This is a genomic window from Thalassoglobus polymorphus, from assembly GCF_007744255.1.
Lineage (GTDB): Bacteria > Planctomycetota > Planctomycetia > Planctomycetales > Planctomycetaceae > Thalassoglobus > Thalassoglobus polymorphus.
The window spans coordinates 3,150,035-3,166,623 of sequence record NZ_CP036267.1 but is presented as its reverse complement, the minus strand read 5'-3'; the positions used below and the strand labels follow the sequence as shown (position 1 = coordinate 3,166,623).

Sequence of the window (16,589 nt, the reverse complement as noted above, 5' to 3'; positions counted from 1 at the left end):
TCTCGACAAGCAGGAAAGGATGAACCCCAATGACGATTTCACGACGCCAGTTTTTTGCCGCTTTAGGAGCTGCCGGGCTTTCGACAGCTGCGCTCCCGGTCTTCGCATCAGGCAAGAAAACGCAGTCGCTTCGAGTGATTTCCTACAACGTTTACGCCTGTGCGGGCTGGCCGAAGGACCGACCTTTAGCAAAGAGCGCGGTCAAGAAAGGCCAGATGGCAAGACGGCTGGCCATGGAACTGGCATTGTATGAACCCGACATTATCAACTTCTCAGAATCACCAAGTGAAGCGATTGCCAAAGAAGTGGCAGAGTATCTAGGAATGCACCATGTTCGCTTCCCCAGCGGAGGAAACTGGCCGGGAACACTGCTCAGCCGTTTTGAGATCACCGATTCAGAAAATGTTCCACTTGGTCACAAGCGTCCGAAGGATTTGTTCACTCGACACTGGGGACGCGGGACGATCAAGTTGCCGAATGGGGAGTCTCTGATTGTCCACTCCGCTCATCTCTTTCCGACCCCTGACCCTTCCGTCCGTTTGAAGGAAATCAAGGCGATGCTGGTGTCGATGAAAGAAGATCTTGATGCTGGTCGATCGATGCTTTTGATTGGTGATCTCAACCATAATCCGGAGACCGAGGAATACAAACTTTGGATGGACGCCGGCTGGATTGATACTTTTGCCAAAGTCGGTGAAGGCGAAGGTTTGACCATCAGAGCGGACGATCCGAAGCACCGTATCGATTACGTGATGGCGACCGGTCCTATTGCTCACCAGATCGTCGAATCGAGGCCACTCTTCGAAGGAGCCTTCCGTCTGAACGTTGCTGACGAAAATTCATTTGCTCTGAGCGACCACCTTCCACAGTTGGCGGTCTTCGGCCAGAGCGATTAGTTTCAGATGTTTTCGAAGTGGTTCTAATTTCCCCACATGAACTGATGATGTGATGAAAACACTACTCCCTGCATTTTCCGTATTGCTCGGAATTGTCCCTTCTCTCTGTTTTTCTGCACCGGCATCCTCGGAAGAGATTGTCGTCCGCCCGCAATCAAAAGCGGGGCCACTGGATAACCCGCTCAAGGGCTGGGCTCCCTACACTGACGCAGGCAAAATTCATCAGCCTTATTCCATGGTGTTTCAGTACATCTCCTGGCGTGAACTCGAACCAGTTCAAGGAGATTTTCGATTTGATGAATGGGAGAAGGCTTGGGAAGTCGAGAGAGCAAATGGCAAACACATCATTTTTCGAGTTTATGTCGATTACCCTTCATTGCCATCCGGCCTCCCCGACTGGCTGCGCAAGGCGGGTGTTAAAGAGACTGCTTATGAAGAGCATGGGGGTGGGATGTCGCCTGACTATAATGACCCACTCATGATTTCAGCGATGGAGCGGCTGATTGAAGCTCTCGGGAAGCGATACAACAAGAATCCACGCGTCGCTTTCATTCAGTTAGGTTTGCTCGGTTTTTGGGGCGAATGGCATACGTGGCCGCGAGATGAACTGTACGCCACACCGGAGACGGAACGTCGAATCATTGACGCCTATCAGAAATCGTTTCCTGATAAATCGCTGATGGTTCGCTATGCCAGAGGGTATGCTGGGCAGCAGGATTGGATTGGATTTCATGACGATATGTTTCCGCAAGACACCGACAACGGGAAAGACTGGAGTTTTCTCTCGGGGTTGAGGAAAACCAAGCGTACCGAAAACTGGCGAGTTGCCGTGGTCGGCGGCGAGATGGTCCCAAACAAAGCTCGGCAATGGCTCGGGAAGGATTATGAGACAACTCTGACAATGCTGGATCGGTCTCACTTTTCATGGGTTGGTCCATACTGTCCAGCATTGGAGAAATCGAACGACGAAACGTTTCTCAAGCGAAGCGAAGAACTGGTCCGGAAGATGGGCTACGAATTCCAGATTACCGAGGTTGTTCACCCCGCTGAAGTGAGTGCAAAGCAGTCGAGCAGGTTTTCTCTGGAAGGCAGGAACATTGGGACCGCTCCGTTTTACTACCCATGGCTGTTCGAATGGGCTTTGCTCGATTCATCAGGCAAGGTCGTCAAGATTTGCAAAACAGAATGGGATATCCGGAAGTGGACACCCGGCGATTTTTCCGAGGAGTCGAAGCTTACGTTTCAAGTTCCAGCCGGGGCATATCGACTGGGAGTCGGAATCCGCGATCCATGGCTAGATCGACCAGCCATCCGTTTCGCCAGTGAATTGCCTGTGGTTGACGGATGGACGATCGTTTCGATGCTAAAAGTTACCGAGTAGTTTGTGAATTTCTTTAAGACTCATCCGCTTGTTGATCTGTCCGTGAGTTGCTTGAACGCATTGAGGAATTTCTCCGGATGCTGCGCGCCGGACAATCCTAGTTTCTGGTTAAGGATGAAGAACGGAACGCTCGATACTTGATACTGCTGTGACATTTCAGCAGCCTGCGCAATCATCTCCATCCCTTCTTCTCTATCCAACATGGTTTCTGCAGCTTCCCGTTCCAGACCTGCGGCAGCGACGATGTTGATGATTGTCTGGCGATTGCCGATATCCTGACCTTCGCTGAAGTATGCTCGGAATAAAGCTTCGACGACTGCATCCTGACAGCCATGCTGATCGGCAAGCCAGATGAGCCGGTGGGCGTCGACAGTATTTGGTGTTCGCTCAATCTTGTCGAAGTCGAAGCGAATCCCTTCAGCTTCGCCAGCACTGGTGACTGTGGCGTCCAGCTTGACTGAACGTTCCCAGCTTCCAAATTTTTGAGTTCGATAATCTTTTCGACTGATCCCTTCCTTTGGCATCGTGGGGTTGAGTTGAAAGGGATGCCATCGAACTTGAACTTCATGCTGTGTACTTAAAGCAGCAATCGCCTTTTCAAGTCGTCGTTTGCCGATGTAGCACCATGGGCAAATGACATCTGAGATGACGTCTACGAACAGTTTCATTTGGGGCTCGCCAGAATTTTTCTGAAGGTCAAGTTGATTCGCTCGCCGACATTTTGCTTCGTCTTGGGAACTTCATGCTTCCAGAATTGCTGCATGGTTCCTGCCATGATAATCAGTGTCCCGTGGCCTGCAAGAAAGGTCTTTGTCGCTTTCGTTTCATTGTGCCTGATCCGAAACTTCCGTGTCGCCCCCAATGATAGTGAACCGATCACGTTGCCCATCTCTGGTTCGTCGTCTGCATGCCAGCCCATGCTGTCTGCCCCAGTTCGATAACGGTTCAAAAGGCAGTAGTTATATTCACCGCGAACCGTTTCGATTTTATTTTTGATTTCCAGCAATTCCTCCAGCCACGGGAGAGCCGTATTGTCGACGCCGGAGTACCGATAAGTGACACCCGCGTCGCCGTATGAGGCAATCAATCTTGGCTGCATGTGACCGAAGAGCCCCGGCTTCTGCTCCCAAACGCAATTGTCACGCAACCGGGTGAAGTAATGGTCTGCGACCTTGGCTGGCAGAAAAGCATCGTCGTAGAGAAGTAACCCTCCCTCTTCAAGTTTGATTGTTTCCATGACAAAGCTTCAAAAAAAATCGTGTATCCTGTGTCCGCGATGACAAATGTTGGATTTGAAGTAGAACCGTGATTCTACTTTCCGGGGGGCGACCATAGACTTGAACGTCATGGGGCTGGTCGTTGAGTGGCAATCAGCAAAAGGGAGTTTTGACCTTATAGCTTTGAATTCACATTATCGCTTTGAATTCATATTGAGAGACATGGCTTGAAGTGCCTGGTCAATTTGCGAAGTGTTTCGTGCGCCGATCAACATGGAGGTGATGTTGGGTTGTCTGAGAACCCAGGACAACGCGAGCTGGACGTGAGAAAGCCCGGTGCTTTGGACAGAGGCATCAAGTTCTTCAAGGACTCGAAAACCATGATCAGTGAAATAGATTGGCTGATGCCCCGGAATCACATCGAAGCGAGAGCCAGCTGGAATCGATTGCCCTGATCGATACTTTCCGGTTAAGAAACCAGCCCCAAGCGGGCTGTAGCTGATGACACCGACATTCTCGCGAGCACACAACGGTAGTAAGTCCGCTTCGATCTCTCGTTGGACCAGGTTGTAGGGAGGTTGAACGGATGTCAGCCGAGAAAAATTAGATTGTTCACTTAACTTCAACGTCGCTGCCAATTGGGCTGCATCATAATTGCTGCAACCGACGTATCGGACCTTGCCTTGGGCGACCAGCGTTGTCAATGCGTCGAATGTCACTTCCAGTGGTGTCGATTCATCCCATGAATGAGTTTGAAGTAAGTCGATGCAGTCCGTCTGCAAACGCTTTAAACTTGATTCGATGGACGAGAATATTCGCTCGCGAGTGAGCTTCCCTTTAATTTTTGTGGCAAGAACAATTTGGTCTCGTCGCGTTCGGCTCTTCATCCAATTTCCAACGACACGCTCCGACTCACCTTCCGCATAGGCCTCCGCAGTATCAAATAATGTGATCCCATTCTCGAAAGCGTAATCCATGATCTGCAGCGACGTTTCTTCGTCGATTTCCCGACCAAATGTGACGCATCCCATTCCGATGGAACTGACTGAAATCTCAGAATGACCGAGCGTTCGATACTGCATTTTTCAGGTTACTGTTGGGGATAGAGCAAAGCCAAAATTGGTTTTACCTTCTGCTTCGTAGCGAGCAATCTATGAAGTTAAGAAAGTGAACTTCACTGACACGACAAGCATGGAAAATGCTCTACAGTGGTTGGGGTTGAAATGGAACCGGGACAGTGTTGATCGTTTTTTGAGTTCCTGTCTCTGCAGCTTCGTAAATCCCAAAGACTGTTCGCATTGTGTTCAAGGATTCTTGAGTCGTGATGGGAGGCGGAGTGTCGTTGGCAATTGCTGAGATCGCTCTTGCCACCATCGGTGAGTAACCGCGAGGTTTCTTGCCGGCATCGAAAGTTTGAATCTGTTTTGCGTTTGGACCTTTGTTTTCATACCAGGTCATTTTGGGTTCCCCGGTGGAGTCAAGATTGATCCAACCTTTTGATCCCCAGATACGTATCTGCGTGTGATAGCCGGTATCCAAATAATATCCAGAGTTGAGAGTACCAAGAGTTCCGTTGCTGAAACGCAGGATTGCAGCAGCGGAATCTTCAGCGGTAATCGGCTGACCTCCGACATTCGCGACGGCTCCGGTTGCTTCAGTAACTTCAGTTCCAGTCAGATACATCGCCAGATCAAGCCAGTGAATTCCCAGCCAGATCAGGTGCCCGCCACCTGCACGAGATTTGTCAGCCAGCCACGTCTTGTGGTAAGCGGGGCGAGTCAAACGTGTTTGGTCGGCGACGATGTGCATGTCGATGCTGTAGATTTTTCCTATTCGCCCTTTGCGAATCATTTGTCGAGCTTCGAGCGATTCCGGATTTGTCCGGTTGGCGAACGCCATCATCAATTCGAGGTGTTTTGATTCTGCGAGGGTTGCGAGTTTCTCGAACTGATCGAGTGAGACGCACGCAGGTTTCTCCGAGAAGACGTTTGATCCAGAATTCAGAGCTGCTTCGATGACAGGTGGAGCATGATCGGCCCCTATTGAAACCAGGCAGAATTTCGGTGATTCCTTTTCCAGGAGTTCTGCGTAACTGGTGTAAGTCCGCGTCAACTTTTCGCCGAGCGTTTTTTTCGCGTCATCTTTCCAGCGACCACTAGGGTCTGCCATGACAACTTCGTCACAATCTTTCGCATTTGCCAGGGCAGAAAAATAGGCGCTCATATGAGGGCCGTCGGCGTGTGTCAAAAATGCCGCTTTCATGATGTCGTCCTTGGCTACTGAGTAGAGTGTTCGTAAGGTCGATGGAATTGTAATGGATCTCTGCAATGACAGTCACTAACATTGACGATGTCATGGGCACAATTTTGATTTTGAAAAGTTGACCGGAGAAGTGGGATGCGGGAGACCTCAGACGGCCGATTTGAGAATTCTCTATCACGAAGAGCTGCAATGCAGGTCGGTGCCATCGGAGCGTTTGGGTTAAGCCTGGAAAAGTTACTCGCTTCAGATGCTCAGGCTTTGAATCAAAAATCTTCCGGACAGTCTCCCAAGTCTTGCATCTTTATTCATCAGTATGGCGGTTTGTCTCAGCTTGATTCCTGGGACATGAAGCCCGCAGCACCAAGTGAAATTCGTGGTCCGTATCAATCGATCGAGACGGCAACTCCGGGTTTTCAAGTTTGTGAACTGATGCCGCGACTTGCGAAGATCTCCGAGAAGTATGCCGTCATTCGTTCGATGACGCATCACATGTCGCAGCACGACAAAGCGAATTCCATGCTGCTTGCTGGTCGCAGCAAACCAGCTGAAGATGATCCATCGTTCGGAGCGATGGTCTCAAAACTTTCACCTTCTCTCGAGTCGATCCCGGCACACGTCTGGTTACAAAAATATGGAGGAGGCTCTGCTCCACCGGAACACACATATTTAACAGGTGGACGCCTCGGCATGGCCTACGCCCCCATGTTGATCGGTGAGAGCCATACTGACAATCCGGCATCGAGTGACTTCCGTGTTCGTGCGTTTGATACAGGTGATTCCGTCTCCTTGAAACGGTTGGAAGAACGCTGGCAACTGTTGCAGACTTTGCAAAGCTTCCCTGAAAGCAAATCTTCATCAGCCTTCGAGTCACTGGATATCTATCAACAGCAATCATTCGACCTTTTGCATAGCAGCGACGCCAAATCCGCGTTCGATATCAATCAAGAAAAACCTTCCACACGAGACCGTTATGGTCGGAATCCTCTTGGACAAAATTTACTGCTCGCTCGACGTTTGATCGAATCAGGAGTCAGGCTCGTGAATGTTGTGGCGTGGACGGGCTTGGCTGCTGGTGAAAAATTCGTGAGTCTTGAAACCTGGGACATGCACGGAAATGCAAATGTTGGGATCTTTGAAAATGGATGGAATGGGTTACCGTTTGCGTTACCAAGAACAGATATCGCAGTGGCAGCACTTCTGGAAGACCTCAGCGAACGAGGTCTGCTCGATTCCACATTAGTGGTCCTCATCGGAGAATTTGGAAGAACGCCTGTCATCAGCAAAGGTGCGAAACGAGTCGGTCGCGATCACTGGCCTCAATGTTATTCTGCGATGGTGGCTGGTGCGGGGATTCAAGGAGGGACAGTCTATGGAGAATCCGACTCCCGCGCAGCCTATGTGAAATCGAGTCCGGTCACGCTAGAAGATTTCACTGCGACCCTCTTTAAGGCAATGAACATCAATCCAGCCTCAAGGCTCAGTCCCAACGGGTTTACAATCCCAGCCAGCGACGGGAGTCCTATCGCTGAACTTTTGTAGGCAGTTTCTTCAGGCAGTTTCTTCAGGCAGTTTCTTCAGGCAGTTTCTTTCTGAGCAACCGGAATAGTCAGAAACACAAAAGGCATGTTACTCGCGATGCATATTTCATTACGAAAAATCTTCTTTCCTGCAGCAGCTTGTTGCATCGCAGCGATATTCGCGGAAGTGAATTGTACGGCTGAAGATTCGGCGAAGTTTGCGAGTACAGTCGATGAGACATTCGTAGCGGATCACGATGGGACGAAGCAGAAGTATGTTGTCATGACTCCGCCAGAGATGATCGAGGGAAAGCCTGTCTCTGTTTTGATCGTACTGCATGGACATGGATCAGACCGGTGGCAGTTTGTCAAACAATCTCGCGGAGAATGTCGGGCAGCTCGCGACGCTGCTTTAGAGCATCGTATGCTTTTGGTCTCGCCCGATTATCGTGCACGAACTTCTTGGATGGGACCGGCTGCTGAAGCTGATTTGGTTCAGATCATTCAAACCCTCAAACAAAAATACAACGTCCAGCGGATTATATTGAGCGGCGGCTCGATGGGAGGGACTGGGGCGCTCACGTTCTCAGCGAGACATCCAGAGATGATCGACGGCGTTGTTTCACTTAATGGGACCGCAAATCTCGTGGAGTACGAGCGGTTTCAGGATGCCATCGCAGCTTCGTTTGGAGGGACCAGAGAACTTGTCCCCGATGAGTACCGCAAGCGGAGCGCCGAATTCTATCCGACGAAATTCACGATGCCCTTGGCGGCCACGACCGGTGGCAAGGATGAAGTTGTGCCTGCGGCGAGCGTTCTGCGGTTGGTGGATCAGATTCAGAAACACAACTCCAACGTCCTCAGCATTCATCGAAAAGAAGGCGGACACAGCACGACCTACGCAGACTCAAAACAGGCCTTCGAATTCGTGATCCAAGCGACAAATCCGAAATCGGAATAAGTTTCACCCAGGCCCGTGGATCGACCAACTCTGTTACGGTGAACCTGCAGTGCCCACTGGAAGTTTGGAACTGCAACTAAGAGAACAACATCGCCAGTGATTTTAGCTGTTCGTTTAACTTAGGGATATTGTAATGAAATCAAAGCAGATCACACGACGTGAATTTGTCTCGGCTGCAACAATCGCGACTGCCAGTGCGTTCACTCTTAAAAGCTCAATAGCAGCAGAGCCCGGTGAAGAGAAAGTTCCAAAAATTGACACTCACTTGCACTGCTTTGCTGGTACCGATTCCGAGCAGTTTCCTTATCATGCGAAGGCTCCTTATCGTCCCACAGCTTTAGCAACTCCAGAGCATTTGCTCAGTTGCATGGACGCAGCCGGAGTCGACTATGCCGTAGTCGTCCATCCAGAACCGTATCAAGACGACCATCGCTACCTGAAGCATTGTCTCGACATTGGAGGTGACAGATTGAAAGGGACGATTCTACTTTTTTCTGATCGTCCAGGTTCGTTAGAGAAGATGGCAAAATTATGTCAACAAATGGATGTCATGGCTGTCCGCGTGCATGCCTACGCTCCCGATCGACTCCCGCCGTTCGGCTCCAAGGAACTGCGTCGTTTGTGGAAGATGGCAACCGATTTGAATCTGGCGGTGCAGCTTCATTTTGAACCTCGGTACGCTGATGGCTTTGAACCACTCATTAAAGAATTTCCGAAGACAACTGTCCTGATTGATCACATGGGGCGTCCATTTCAAGGAACACCACAGGAGCATGCAAAAGTTGTGAGGTGGTCTCGATTTCCAAATACGATCATGAAACTGTCCTCGATTCCGACGACTCGTCAGTATCCTCATCGAGATATTCAACCAACGATTCGTGAGCTGACAAATGCGTTCGGTGCAGAACGAATGATGTACGGCGGCGGGTTCGGAGCGGAGACGACAGGTGAGTCGTATCAGCAAGCTTTTGCGCGTGCCCGGTCACTCCTCTTGCATCTCTCGGAGAATGAGCAAAATCAAATTCTCGGTGGAACTGCGAAAAGGATATTACGCTTCGGGTGAGATGTCGCGTCGGATGGGACAATCAGAGATTGTCGGCATCACTCGTCAGTGTTTGTCAGCCTCGCGATTTGGAGGCAGCCTCACTCAGGCAGATCTTGAAAGAGCGAAAGAAAAGTGAAAGAGCGAATGGAAAGAGTAGGTGTAAAGCCAGAAATAAAACGAGCCTCACCCCGACGGGCCAGTGCGGGGGAGGCTCTAACAACACAGCAACGGGCCTGATGCTGCGTTGTGTCCACTCATGTTCTCAGAATGAGCTTTGACTTGCAATCTTCTGAAGTAAAAATCAGACTTGTCGAGAGAAAAAAGTTATGAAAGGGCCACGCTATGGGGGCAGAGTACGCTGTCATCGATGTTGAAACGACTGGTGTCGGAAACAAAGACCGCATTGTTGAAGTCGCAGTGGTCGTTCTGAACGAAAATCTGATAATTATCGACGAATATGACACCCTCGTTGATCCTCTGCGAGATGTGGGGCCAGTTGATATTCATGGAATTTCACCATCCATGCTCGCAAACGCTCAAGGAAGAGGGCAGGATTCGTGAGCTGTATTTCGATTGGCAGGAGATCGACGAATAACGATTCAGTATTTTCTAGTAACTTCTCAAGAACCACTCCGGAAACTATTCGTTAGGATGATTTGCTTTCTCAGTGTTTGAGAGAGCAAATTCAGATTTCAGGATCAGTTCTATAACCAGGAGACTCTGATGAACCGTAAGAAAGCAAGCGACTTCGATCCACAAGTTCTGGGTCTGTACGATGACTATTGCCACGGGCGACTTGATCGTCGGGAATACATGAAACGTCTTGCGACGTTTGCTGTGGGTGGCCTGACTGTGGAAAGTTTGATGTCAAGCATGAGTCCCAATTATGCTTGGGCAGAACAAGTCAAACCGGATGACCCACGTATTCAGAGTGAGATGATTACTTACAATTCTCCTGATGGAGCAGGGGAAATGAAAGGGCTGTTGGCTCGTCCGGCGAAGGGGGATAAGTTTCCGGCTGTGTTGGTGATACATGAGAATCGAGGCCTGAATCCCTATATCGAAGATGTCGCGCGTCGACTCGCGGTTCAGGGATTCCTCGCATTAGCTCCCGATGCACTGACTCCACTCGGTGGGTATCCGGGCAACGATGACGATGGTCGTTCGATGCAGGCGAAACGGGACGGAGAGAAGATGACTCAAGACTTCATCGCAGCCGCCAAGTTCCTCGATTCGCATCAACTATCGACCGGAAAAGTTGGAGCTGTCGGTTTCTGTTACGGCGGTGGCGTTGTGAATCAACTCGCTGTGCGAATTCCAGATGTTCTCGACGCTGGTGTTCCGTTTTATGGAAGACAACCCGACGTTGCGGATGTTTCAAAAATCAAAGCTCCTTTGCTGATTCAAAATGCAGAAAACGACGCGCGCATCCTCGCCGGAGCTGCAGCTTTTGAAGCTGCGATGAAAAAAAACGGCAAGTCGTTTACGGCGTACGTCTATCCCGGCGTGAATCATGGTTTTCACAACGACACAACTCCCCGTTACGACGAAGCCGCTGCTGAACTGGCATGGAAGCGGACCATTGCGTTCTTCAAAGAACACCTGGCCTCATAGAGTGTTTTCAATAGAGCATCTTTGAAGTGGATTCCAGAGCGTAAAGTCCAGCATTGACTTTGCTGTCATGGAAATACTCTGAAAGCAGACGTCACTGGGTTTATGAAAGTTCGGAGACATTCACTTGATATCTCCGAATTTTTTCGCGAAGCGTTTGGCGATGGATTCCCAGTATTTTTGCAGCCTCTTGACGATTCCCGTGCGTAAGTGAAAGGGCCTCCGTAATGAGTACGGATTCGCTTTCGGATAGGAATCGGTCAAAGAGGTTTACAATTTCTCCGTCAGAAGTTTGGTCGTCGATTTGAGATTGAATCCAGGTGCGGACCGACTGGCCAAGCGAACTCGCAGGTTTGTTTATCGAGTCTGTGATGGACATCGGAGCGGCGAAAGCATCTGCGGAAATTTCTCCCGAACGGGTTACGATGACGGCATGCTCGATGGTGTTGCGAAGTTCTCTGACATTTCCCAACCAGGGACGCGAGAGGAGTTCTTTGGACGCAGCTTTCCCGAGATAGACCTTGCCGGCTGGATCAATGCGTTTCATGAAATGGTCTGCAAGCAATGGAATGTCTTCAGGACGATCGCGAAGTGGTGGGATCATGATCTGATAGACATTGAGTCGAAAGTAGAGATCCTTGCGAAATGTCCCGTCAGCGACCATTGAGTCCAGATCTCGATTTGTGGCAGCCAGTAATCGGAAATCGGAGAGTAGAGGGTCGTCACCTCCCACGGGAGTGATCGCTCTCGATTCGATCACTCGCAACAGCTTGACTTGCGTTGGAATTGTGATGTCGCCGATCTCATCGAAAAAGGCGGTTCCACCGTCTGCAGCTTTAATCAGCCCACTCCGTTTTTCAGTCGCTCCGGTGAATGCACCGCGTGTGTGGCCGAACAATTCACTTTCTAAGACCGACTCACTCATTGCAGGAATACAGACCGGAACGAACGGCCCCGCAGCCCGTTTGCTGTATCGATGAATTGCTCCGGCGACGAGTTCTTTGCCTGTCCCACTTTCGCCAGTGATCAGCACTGGAACATCTCGCTCAGCCACGATGGCGATGTCTCGATAGATAGCCTGCATCGCTGGGGAAGAGCCGATCAATAGATGGTTTTCAAGAGGTTCATTTGATCTCGTTTTGTCAGCTGACGTGACTGAACTTCCTGTTGCAATCGCTTTCTGAATCACGTGGATTGCTTGATCAAGATCAAACGGCTTTGTGAGATATTCAAAAGCTCCCCGATTGATCGCCTGAACTGCGGTATCAAGATCTCCAAAAGCAGTAATGATGATGACGGGCGTCTTCCCGATTTGACGCTGCAATTCTTGCAGAGCAGACAAACCGTCCATGCCAGGCAGGCGAACGTCCATCACGACGACATCAGGCACGGATTCCGTGATCAGCTGGATTGCGTTTTCTGCTGTTGCCGTAGTATTGACTTGGTGTCCATCTTCGCTGAGCGCTTTCTTTAAAGCCCAGCAGATGGAAGGTTCGTCATCAACGATCAGAATGCTGCTCATGATTTCAATGCTTCAAGTAACTTGATGTTGCCGATGTTTGCCCGGTTCAGTTGGATGCGGTTCAGTTGGATGCGGATGACTGTTTGTTGTTGGCCAGTTCTGCAGATGCGGGGCGATTCTTAAGCTGAGGGAGACTTAAGCGAAATGTGGATTTCTCTTGCTGAATGATTGTTAACGTCCCATTGCAATCTTCGGCCGCATGACGTGCCAGTGCCAGTCCCAAACCAGCTCCTTCCGGTTTTGTTGTAAAGAACGGTGTGAAGACTTTGTCGAGTTGATCCGGCGCCACGCCCGGACCATCGTCGATAACATCGATAGAAATTTCATCCCCTGTGGAATGAGTTTGTACGAGGATCTCACCGTTTCTCGGGGTCGCTTCAATAGCATTCATCAACAAGTTTAACATTGCCCCTCGGATCGCATCTTGATCTTCCACAAGACAGGCAAAGTTGTCCCGATTGTAAACAAGGTCGATTTTCTGGTGAATGCATAGTGGCCGGACCAGCGAGATCGCATCATCTAAGATGACCGCGACATCACCGGAGCGGGCAACTTCTGACTCGCCTCGCGAAAGTCTTAAAAGAGCTTTGATCTGTTCTTCGGTCAAGGTGAGTTGTTTCAAGGCGACTTCAATCGCCTCTTCTTCGCCTGTAGAACAATGTCGTTGATGGAGCTGTATTGAGACCCGCGCTCCGGTGAGTGAATTTCGCAATTGATGTGCCAGGCCCCCTACGAGTTGTGTCAGCATTGCGGACCGCTCACTCTCTTGAATTCGCTTCATTGACTGGTCGAGAACAACCGTCATGCGGTTTACGCTTTGTGACAATTCACGAAGTTCGTCCTGCGATTTGAGAATCGGCATGGGAGTTAAGTCACCGCCGGCAATCCGGGATACGTGTTGTTGGACGTCCTGAATTCTTCTCGCAAGCCGCCTCGAGATCCAGAAAGACGCGAGTGGGGTGAGTAAGAGCAACGATCCGCCAACCAGGGCCGGATTCACAATCGCTTCCCAACGAGCTGCCGCCAACGCACTTTTGGGATACAGAACAAGTACGGTTCCGCGATTCGATTTCAACATCGCTTTTCCAGCCAGAAATTGCTCCCCCGCAAAGGTCAGGGAACCCTGACTTCGCAGAAACTGAGAGTTCTGTTCCGGAGACGGAATCGACTGCAGCTCCTTGGTGGTGAGGGCAAACTCTTTTAGAGTGGAAGCAGTCTGCTGACCGTTGAAATTGTAAACGACAAACTCTGCTCCTGTCAGATTGTAGAGCTGTTCCAAGATATTACTGGTCAGCGGGTAAGACGCTTTTTCAAGCGTCTCCATCACGTTCTCCAGACGTGTTGCCACTTCGTCGTCAACTTGGCGAATCGCAAACCATCCAGACGATAAGGCCACGGCGAGAATTGTCGCGATCTGAATAAACAGAAACGGGACTAAAATCTGATTTCGGATTGGCCAGCGCATATCTATTCTCGGTGAAAGCTACCGTTCAACTCTTGTGCTTGAGCCAACAGGAGAGCGTTATGTTCATGGCGACGATTTCGCCATGGGGTGGCGATTCTGTCGCCGCTAATTCTGAGAGGCTGCAAATATTCAATCAATTCCCAGCATCTTACTCGGCATCTGATTGAAATTTCATTAGGGAACACTTTTTGCACCACAATCTCTCAACTTTACGAGTTCGTCACTGATTTCATCTCCCGCTTTCATCTTCCGCAGCCTTTGTTGGCTTGCACTTCCAGCATCGCTGGAGATCAATTCAGACGAAATAATCTCATCAGACCCAGTCTGACCAATATGGAATACTCTTAAGAAATGTTTGTGCCCCAAAGATCGAAGCGACGAGGCTTCACTCTGATCGAGCTCCTTGTGGTGATTGCGATTATCGCGATTTTAGTTGCTCTTTTACTCCCCGCTGTGCAACAGGCCAGGGAAGCTGCCAGACGAACTCAGTGCAAGAATCATCTTAAACAGTTGGGGCTTGCCCTGCATAATTACATTGATGCAAACAGATACTTGCCACCGGGAGCGGCTGTGAATTTGTCAGTCTCATCAACCGGCAGTAATGGGTCGTGGGGTGTCCATGGTCGAATTCTTCCCTATCTGGAACAGGGAAGTCTTTATAATGGAGTCGATTTGACAACCGCCTGGGATTTTCAAACAGCAATCAGCGGTGTCAAAGTTCCTGTCTTCGCTTGCCCCAGCGATCCGAAAAGTGATGTCGCTCGAGATCCTGGCGGAGGAAAAGTGACGCTCTATCCAACATCGTATGGATTTAGTTATGGAACATGGTTTGTCTTTGACCCAGCTACAGGGCGAGGAGGAGATGGACTCTTCTACCCGAATGCGAAACTCTCTTTTCGTGATGCAGTTGATGGTTCGACGAATACAATGTTAGCTGCCGAGGTGAAAGCCTGGACGCCGTATCAACGCAATGGTGGGCCATCGCAAACGACTGTTCCTGACTCAATCGCTGAGGCAGAAGCCATTGTCGCTTCGGGAGGCCAGTTCAAAAATACGGGGCACACAGAGTGGCCCGATGGTCGCGTGCATCACACCGGAGTGACGACCGCTCTCCCGCCGAATTCAAAAGTCCGCTTCTCAACCGGAGGCGTCGAATACGAAGAGACCGATTATAATTCATGGCAGGAAGGTCTCGATGGGGGAGCAGGCAGTCCAAGTTACGCGATCATCACATCACGCAGCTATCACGTGGGAATGGTGAACGTACTTATGTTCGATGGCTCAGTCCGCGCTCTCAGCGAAAATCTCGACCGAGGAACTTGGCGAGCATTGGGAACTCGCAACGGTGGTGAAATCGTCGGAGAATTTTAGAACAGCTTCCGAAGAGGGGAGGTGGAAACGACTGCTTCTCCATGAAAGACGATCGCGGGTTCCGGAAAATTTCTCCAAAGTTGATGTTTAAGGGTGGTTCACAAATTGAAGAACCATGACGCAAGTGAGAAGTAAATCAATACGCCGGAGATGTCTGCGATGGATGTAATCAGCGGCGCGCTTGCCGTAGCGGGATCAAGTTTGAGTTTCGTGAGTATAAAGGGAAGTAGCAGGCCTAACAGGCTGCTCAACATCACACTGCAGATCATTGTTATTGAGACCACCGCAATAATCTCTGGTGCTCGGATGCTCGCGACCAGTGCAACGCCCGCTGCCATGGTGACTCCCAACAGAAGTGAGACCATGATTTCTTTGCCTACCAAGGTCATCCAATCTCGCATGTGAACGTCACCAATCGCCAACGACCGAATCATCAAAGTGGCAGATTGTGCGCCCGCATTGCCTCCGCTGTCGATGAGTAATGGGAGAAAGAAGACAAGTGAAACCATCGACGTGATGAGATCTTCGAACTGCGAGATGGCGAAACCTGAGAAGACATTCATGACCACCAATGCCGACAGCCAGACGATCCGCTGTCGGTACAAGTGAACGATCCGGGCTGTCAACGGGTTGTCAATTGCTTTTTGAATTGAACTGAACTTCTGGAAATCCTCCAGTGATTCATATTCTGCAATCCCCATCACGTCTCGAGCGGTGATGATTCCTACCAAAGTTCCAGAGTTATCCAAGACTGGCAGCATCAGAGCATCATGCTCTCTGATTTTCTTTACGGCGACTTCCTGGTCCTCGTCTACTGTGAGTGAAATCAAGTCAGGGTCCAGCACATCAGAGATCTGAAGTTCTGGGGAGGCGAGAACGATATCTCTCAAACGGACGGCGCCAACCAGAGTGTCGTGAGAATCGACAACATAGATTGTGTTGAGTGTTTGAGCTTTGCGACCGTGCTTGCGGATGTAGGCCAAAGCTTCAGCGACAGTACACTCTGGTCGGACCGCGACAAACTCCGATCTCATGAGCCGCCCGACGGTCTCGGCTGGGAAATCCTGTCTGCGATCACCGAGAAGGTCATTCTGGCTATCTTCGCTTGTGCCATTCTGCACTGTCATTTTCCTTTGATCGCAATGATTGAATTGATGTTCGGACTCTGTCCCGTGGCGAATAGTAATTTCACAGGTGCAGCATATTCTACACGGGCAGACGGTTGAGAGAATGGTAGAGGAAAATGCTCTGGATTCAGGAGGCTGTGAAAGTCGCAACTGAAAAGTGTTTTCTCGCATGTTGCGACCAACCTGAACTCAAGACCTGAACCGAGCGGATTAC

15 protein-coding genes are annotated in these 16,589 nt (G+C 50.1%); 8 read left to right on the top strand and 7 right to left on the bottom strand.

The annotated features are described in order from the left end of the window. Positions 1-29: 29 nt before the first annotated feature. On the top strand, positions 30-896 hold the full coding sequence (locus Mal48_RS11425; RefSeq protein WP_145199196.1) for an endonuclease/exonuclease/phosphatase family protein: 867 nt from the start codon (positions 30-32) through the stop codon (positions 894-896). 52 nt (positions 897-948) lie between these two features. Next, the gene (locus Mal48_RS11420) at positions 949-2,277 is read left to right on the top strand and encodes a DUF4832 domain-containing protein (protein ID WP_145199193.1); all 1,329 of its coding nucleotides are present in this window, start codon (positions 949-951) and stop codon (positions 2,275-2,277) included. 20 nt (positions 2,278-2,297) lie between these two features. Here the strand turns inward: Mal48_RS11420 and Mal48_RS11415 are convergent, their stop codons facing one another. The 4 genes from Mal48_RS11415 to Mal48_RS11400 form a co-directional block, all read right to left on the bottom strand. Next, positions 2,298-2,945, bottom strand: coding sequence for a DsbA family oxidoreductase (locus Mal48_RS11415; protein WP_145199190.1), 648 nt, complete (start codon positions 2,943-2,945; stop codon positions 2,298-2,300). Then, positions 2,942-3,514 carry an alpha-ketoglutarate-dependent dioxygenase AlkB family protein gene (locus tag Mal48_RS11410; RefSeq protein ID WP_145199187.1) on the bottom strand — a complete coding sequence of 191 codons (573 nt, stop codon included), beginning with the start codon at positions 3,512-3,514 and terminating at the stop codon, positions 2,942-2,944. Before Mal48_RS11410 ends, Mal48_RS11415 begins: the two co-directional genes overlap by 4 nt. A gap of 174 nt (positions 3,515-3,688) precedes the next feature. Continuing rightward, positions 3,689-4,576 carry an aldo/keto reductase gene (locus tag Mal48_RS11405; protein WP_145199184.1) on the bottom strand — a complete coding sequence of 296 codons (888 nt, stop codon included), beginning with the start codon at positions 4,574-4,576 and terminating at the stop codon, positions 3,689-3,691. A 121-nt stretch (positions 4,577-4,697) separates the two neighbouring features. After that, positions 4,698-5,756 carry a Gfo/Idh/MocA family protein gene (locus tag Mal48_RS11400; protein WP_145199181.1) on the bottom strand — a complete coding sequence of 353 codons (1,059 nt, stop codon included), beginning with the start codon at positions 5,754-5,756 and terminating at the stop codon, positions 4,698-4,700. A 135-nt stretch (positions 5,757-5,891) separates the two neighbouring features. On the opposite strand from Mal48_RS11400, the gene Mal48_RS11395 reads away from it, so the two are divergent. The 5 genes from Mal48_RS11395 (at position 5,892) to Mal48_RS11375 (ending at position 10,893) form a co-directional block, all read left to right on the top strand. Further along, the gene (locus Mal48_RS11395) at positions 5,892-7,295 is read left to right on the top strand and encodes a DUF1501 domain-containing protein (protein ID WP_145199178.1); all 1,404 of its coding nucleotides are present in this window, start codon (positions 5,892-5,894) and stop codon (positions 7,293-7,295) included. 96 nt (positions 7,296-7,391) lie between these two features. Then, positions 7,392-8,234 (top strand): alpha/beta fold hydrolase, encoded by an 843-nt coding sequence (locus tag Mal48_RS11390; RefSeq protein WP_145199174.1) that lies wholly within the window; start codon positions 7,392-7,394, stop codon positions 8,232-8,234. A 133-nt stretch (positions 8,235-8,367) separates the two neighbouring features. Then, positions 8,368-9,297, top strand: a complete 930-nt coding sequence (locus tag Mal48_RS11385) for an amidohydrolase family protein (protein ID WP_145199171.1) — start codon at positions 8,368-8,370, stop codon at positions 9,295-9,297. 324 nt (positions 9,298-9,621) lie between these two features. Beyond that, positions 9,622-9,840, top strand: a complete 219-nt coding sequence (locus tag Mal48_RS11380) for an exonuclease domain-containing protein (RefSeq protein WP_145199168.1) — start codon at positions 9,622-9,624, stop codon at positions 9,838-9,840. A gap of 162 nt (positions 9,841-10,002) precedes the next feature. Continuing rightward, positions 10,003-10,893 carry a dienelactone hydrolase family protein gene (locus Mal48_RS11375; RefSeq protein WP_145199165.1) on the top strand — a complete coding sequence of 297 codons (891 nt, stop codon included), beginning with the start codon at positions 10,003-10,005 and terminating at the stop codon, positions 10,891-10,893. 100 nt (positions 10,894-10,993) lie between these two features. On the opposite strand, the gene Mal48_RS11370 is transcribed toward Mal48_RS11375, so the two are convergent. Both Mal48_RS11370 and Mal48_RS11365 read right to left on the bottom strand, forming a co-directional pair. Beyond that, positions 10,994-12,412: a sigma-54-dependent transcriptional regulator gene (locus Mal48_RS11370; protein ID WP_145199162.1), complete on the bottom strand. Its 1,419-nt coding sequence runs from the start codon at positions 12,410-12,412 to the stop codon at positions 10,994-10,996. Between the two features lie 61 nt (positions 12,413-12,473). Next, the gene (locus tag Mal48_RS11365) at positions 12,474-13,877 is read right to left on the bottom strand and encodes a sensor histidine kinase (RefSeq protein WP_145199159.1); all 1,404 of its coding nucleotides are present in this window, start codon (positions 13,875-13,877) and stop codon (positions 12,474-12,476) included. Between the two features lie 351 nt (positions 13,878-14,228). On the opposite strand from Mal48_RS11365, the gene Mal48_RS11360 reads away from it, so the two are divergent. Further along, positions 14,229-15,248 (top strand): DUF1559 domain-containing protein, encoded by a 1,020-nt coding sequence (locus Mal48_RS11360; protein ID WP_145199156.1) that lies wholly within the window; start codon positions 14,229-14,231, stop codon positions 15,246-15,248. 98 nt (positions 15,249-15,346) lie between these two features. Here Mal48_RS11360 and mgtE read toward each other — a convergent pair whose 3' ends face one another. Continuing rightward, positions 15,347-16,369: a magnesium transporter gene (gene mgtE / locus Mal48_RS11355; protein ID WP_197442266.1), complete on the bottom strand. Its 1,023-nt coding sequence runs from the start codon at positions 16,367-16,369 to the stop codon at positions 15,347-15,349. Between the last annotated feature and the right edge of the window lie 220 nt (positions 16,370-16,589).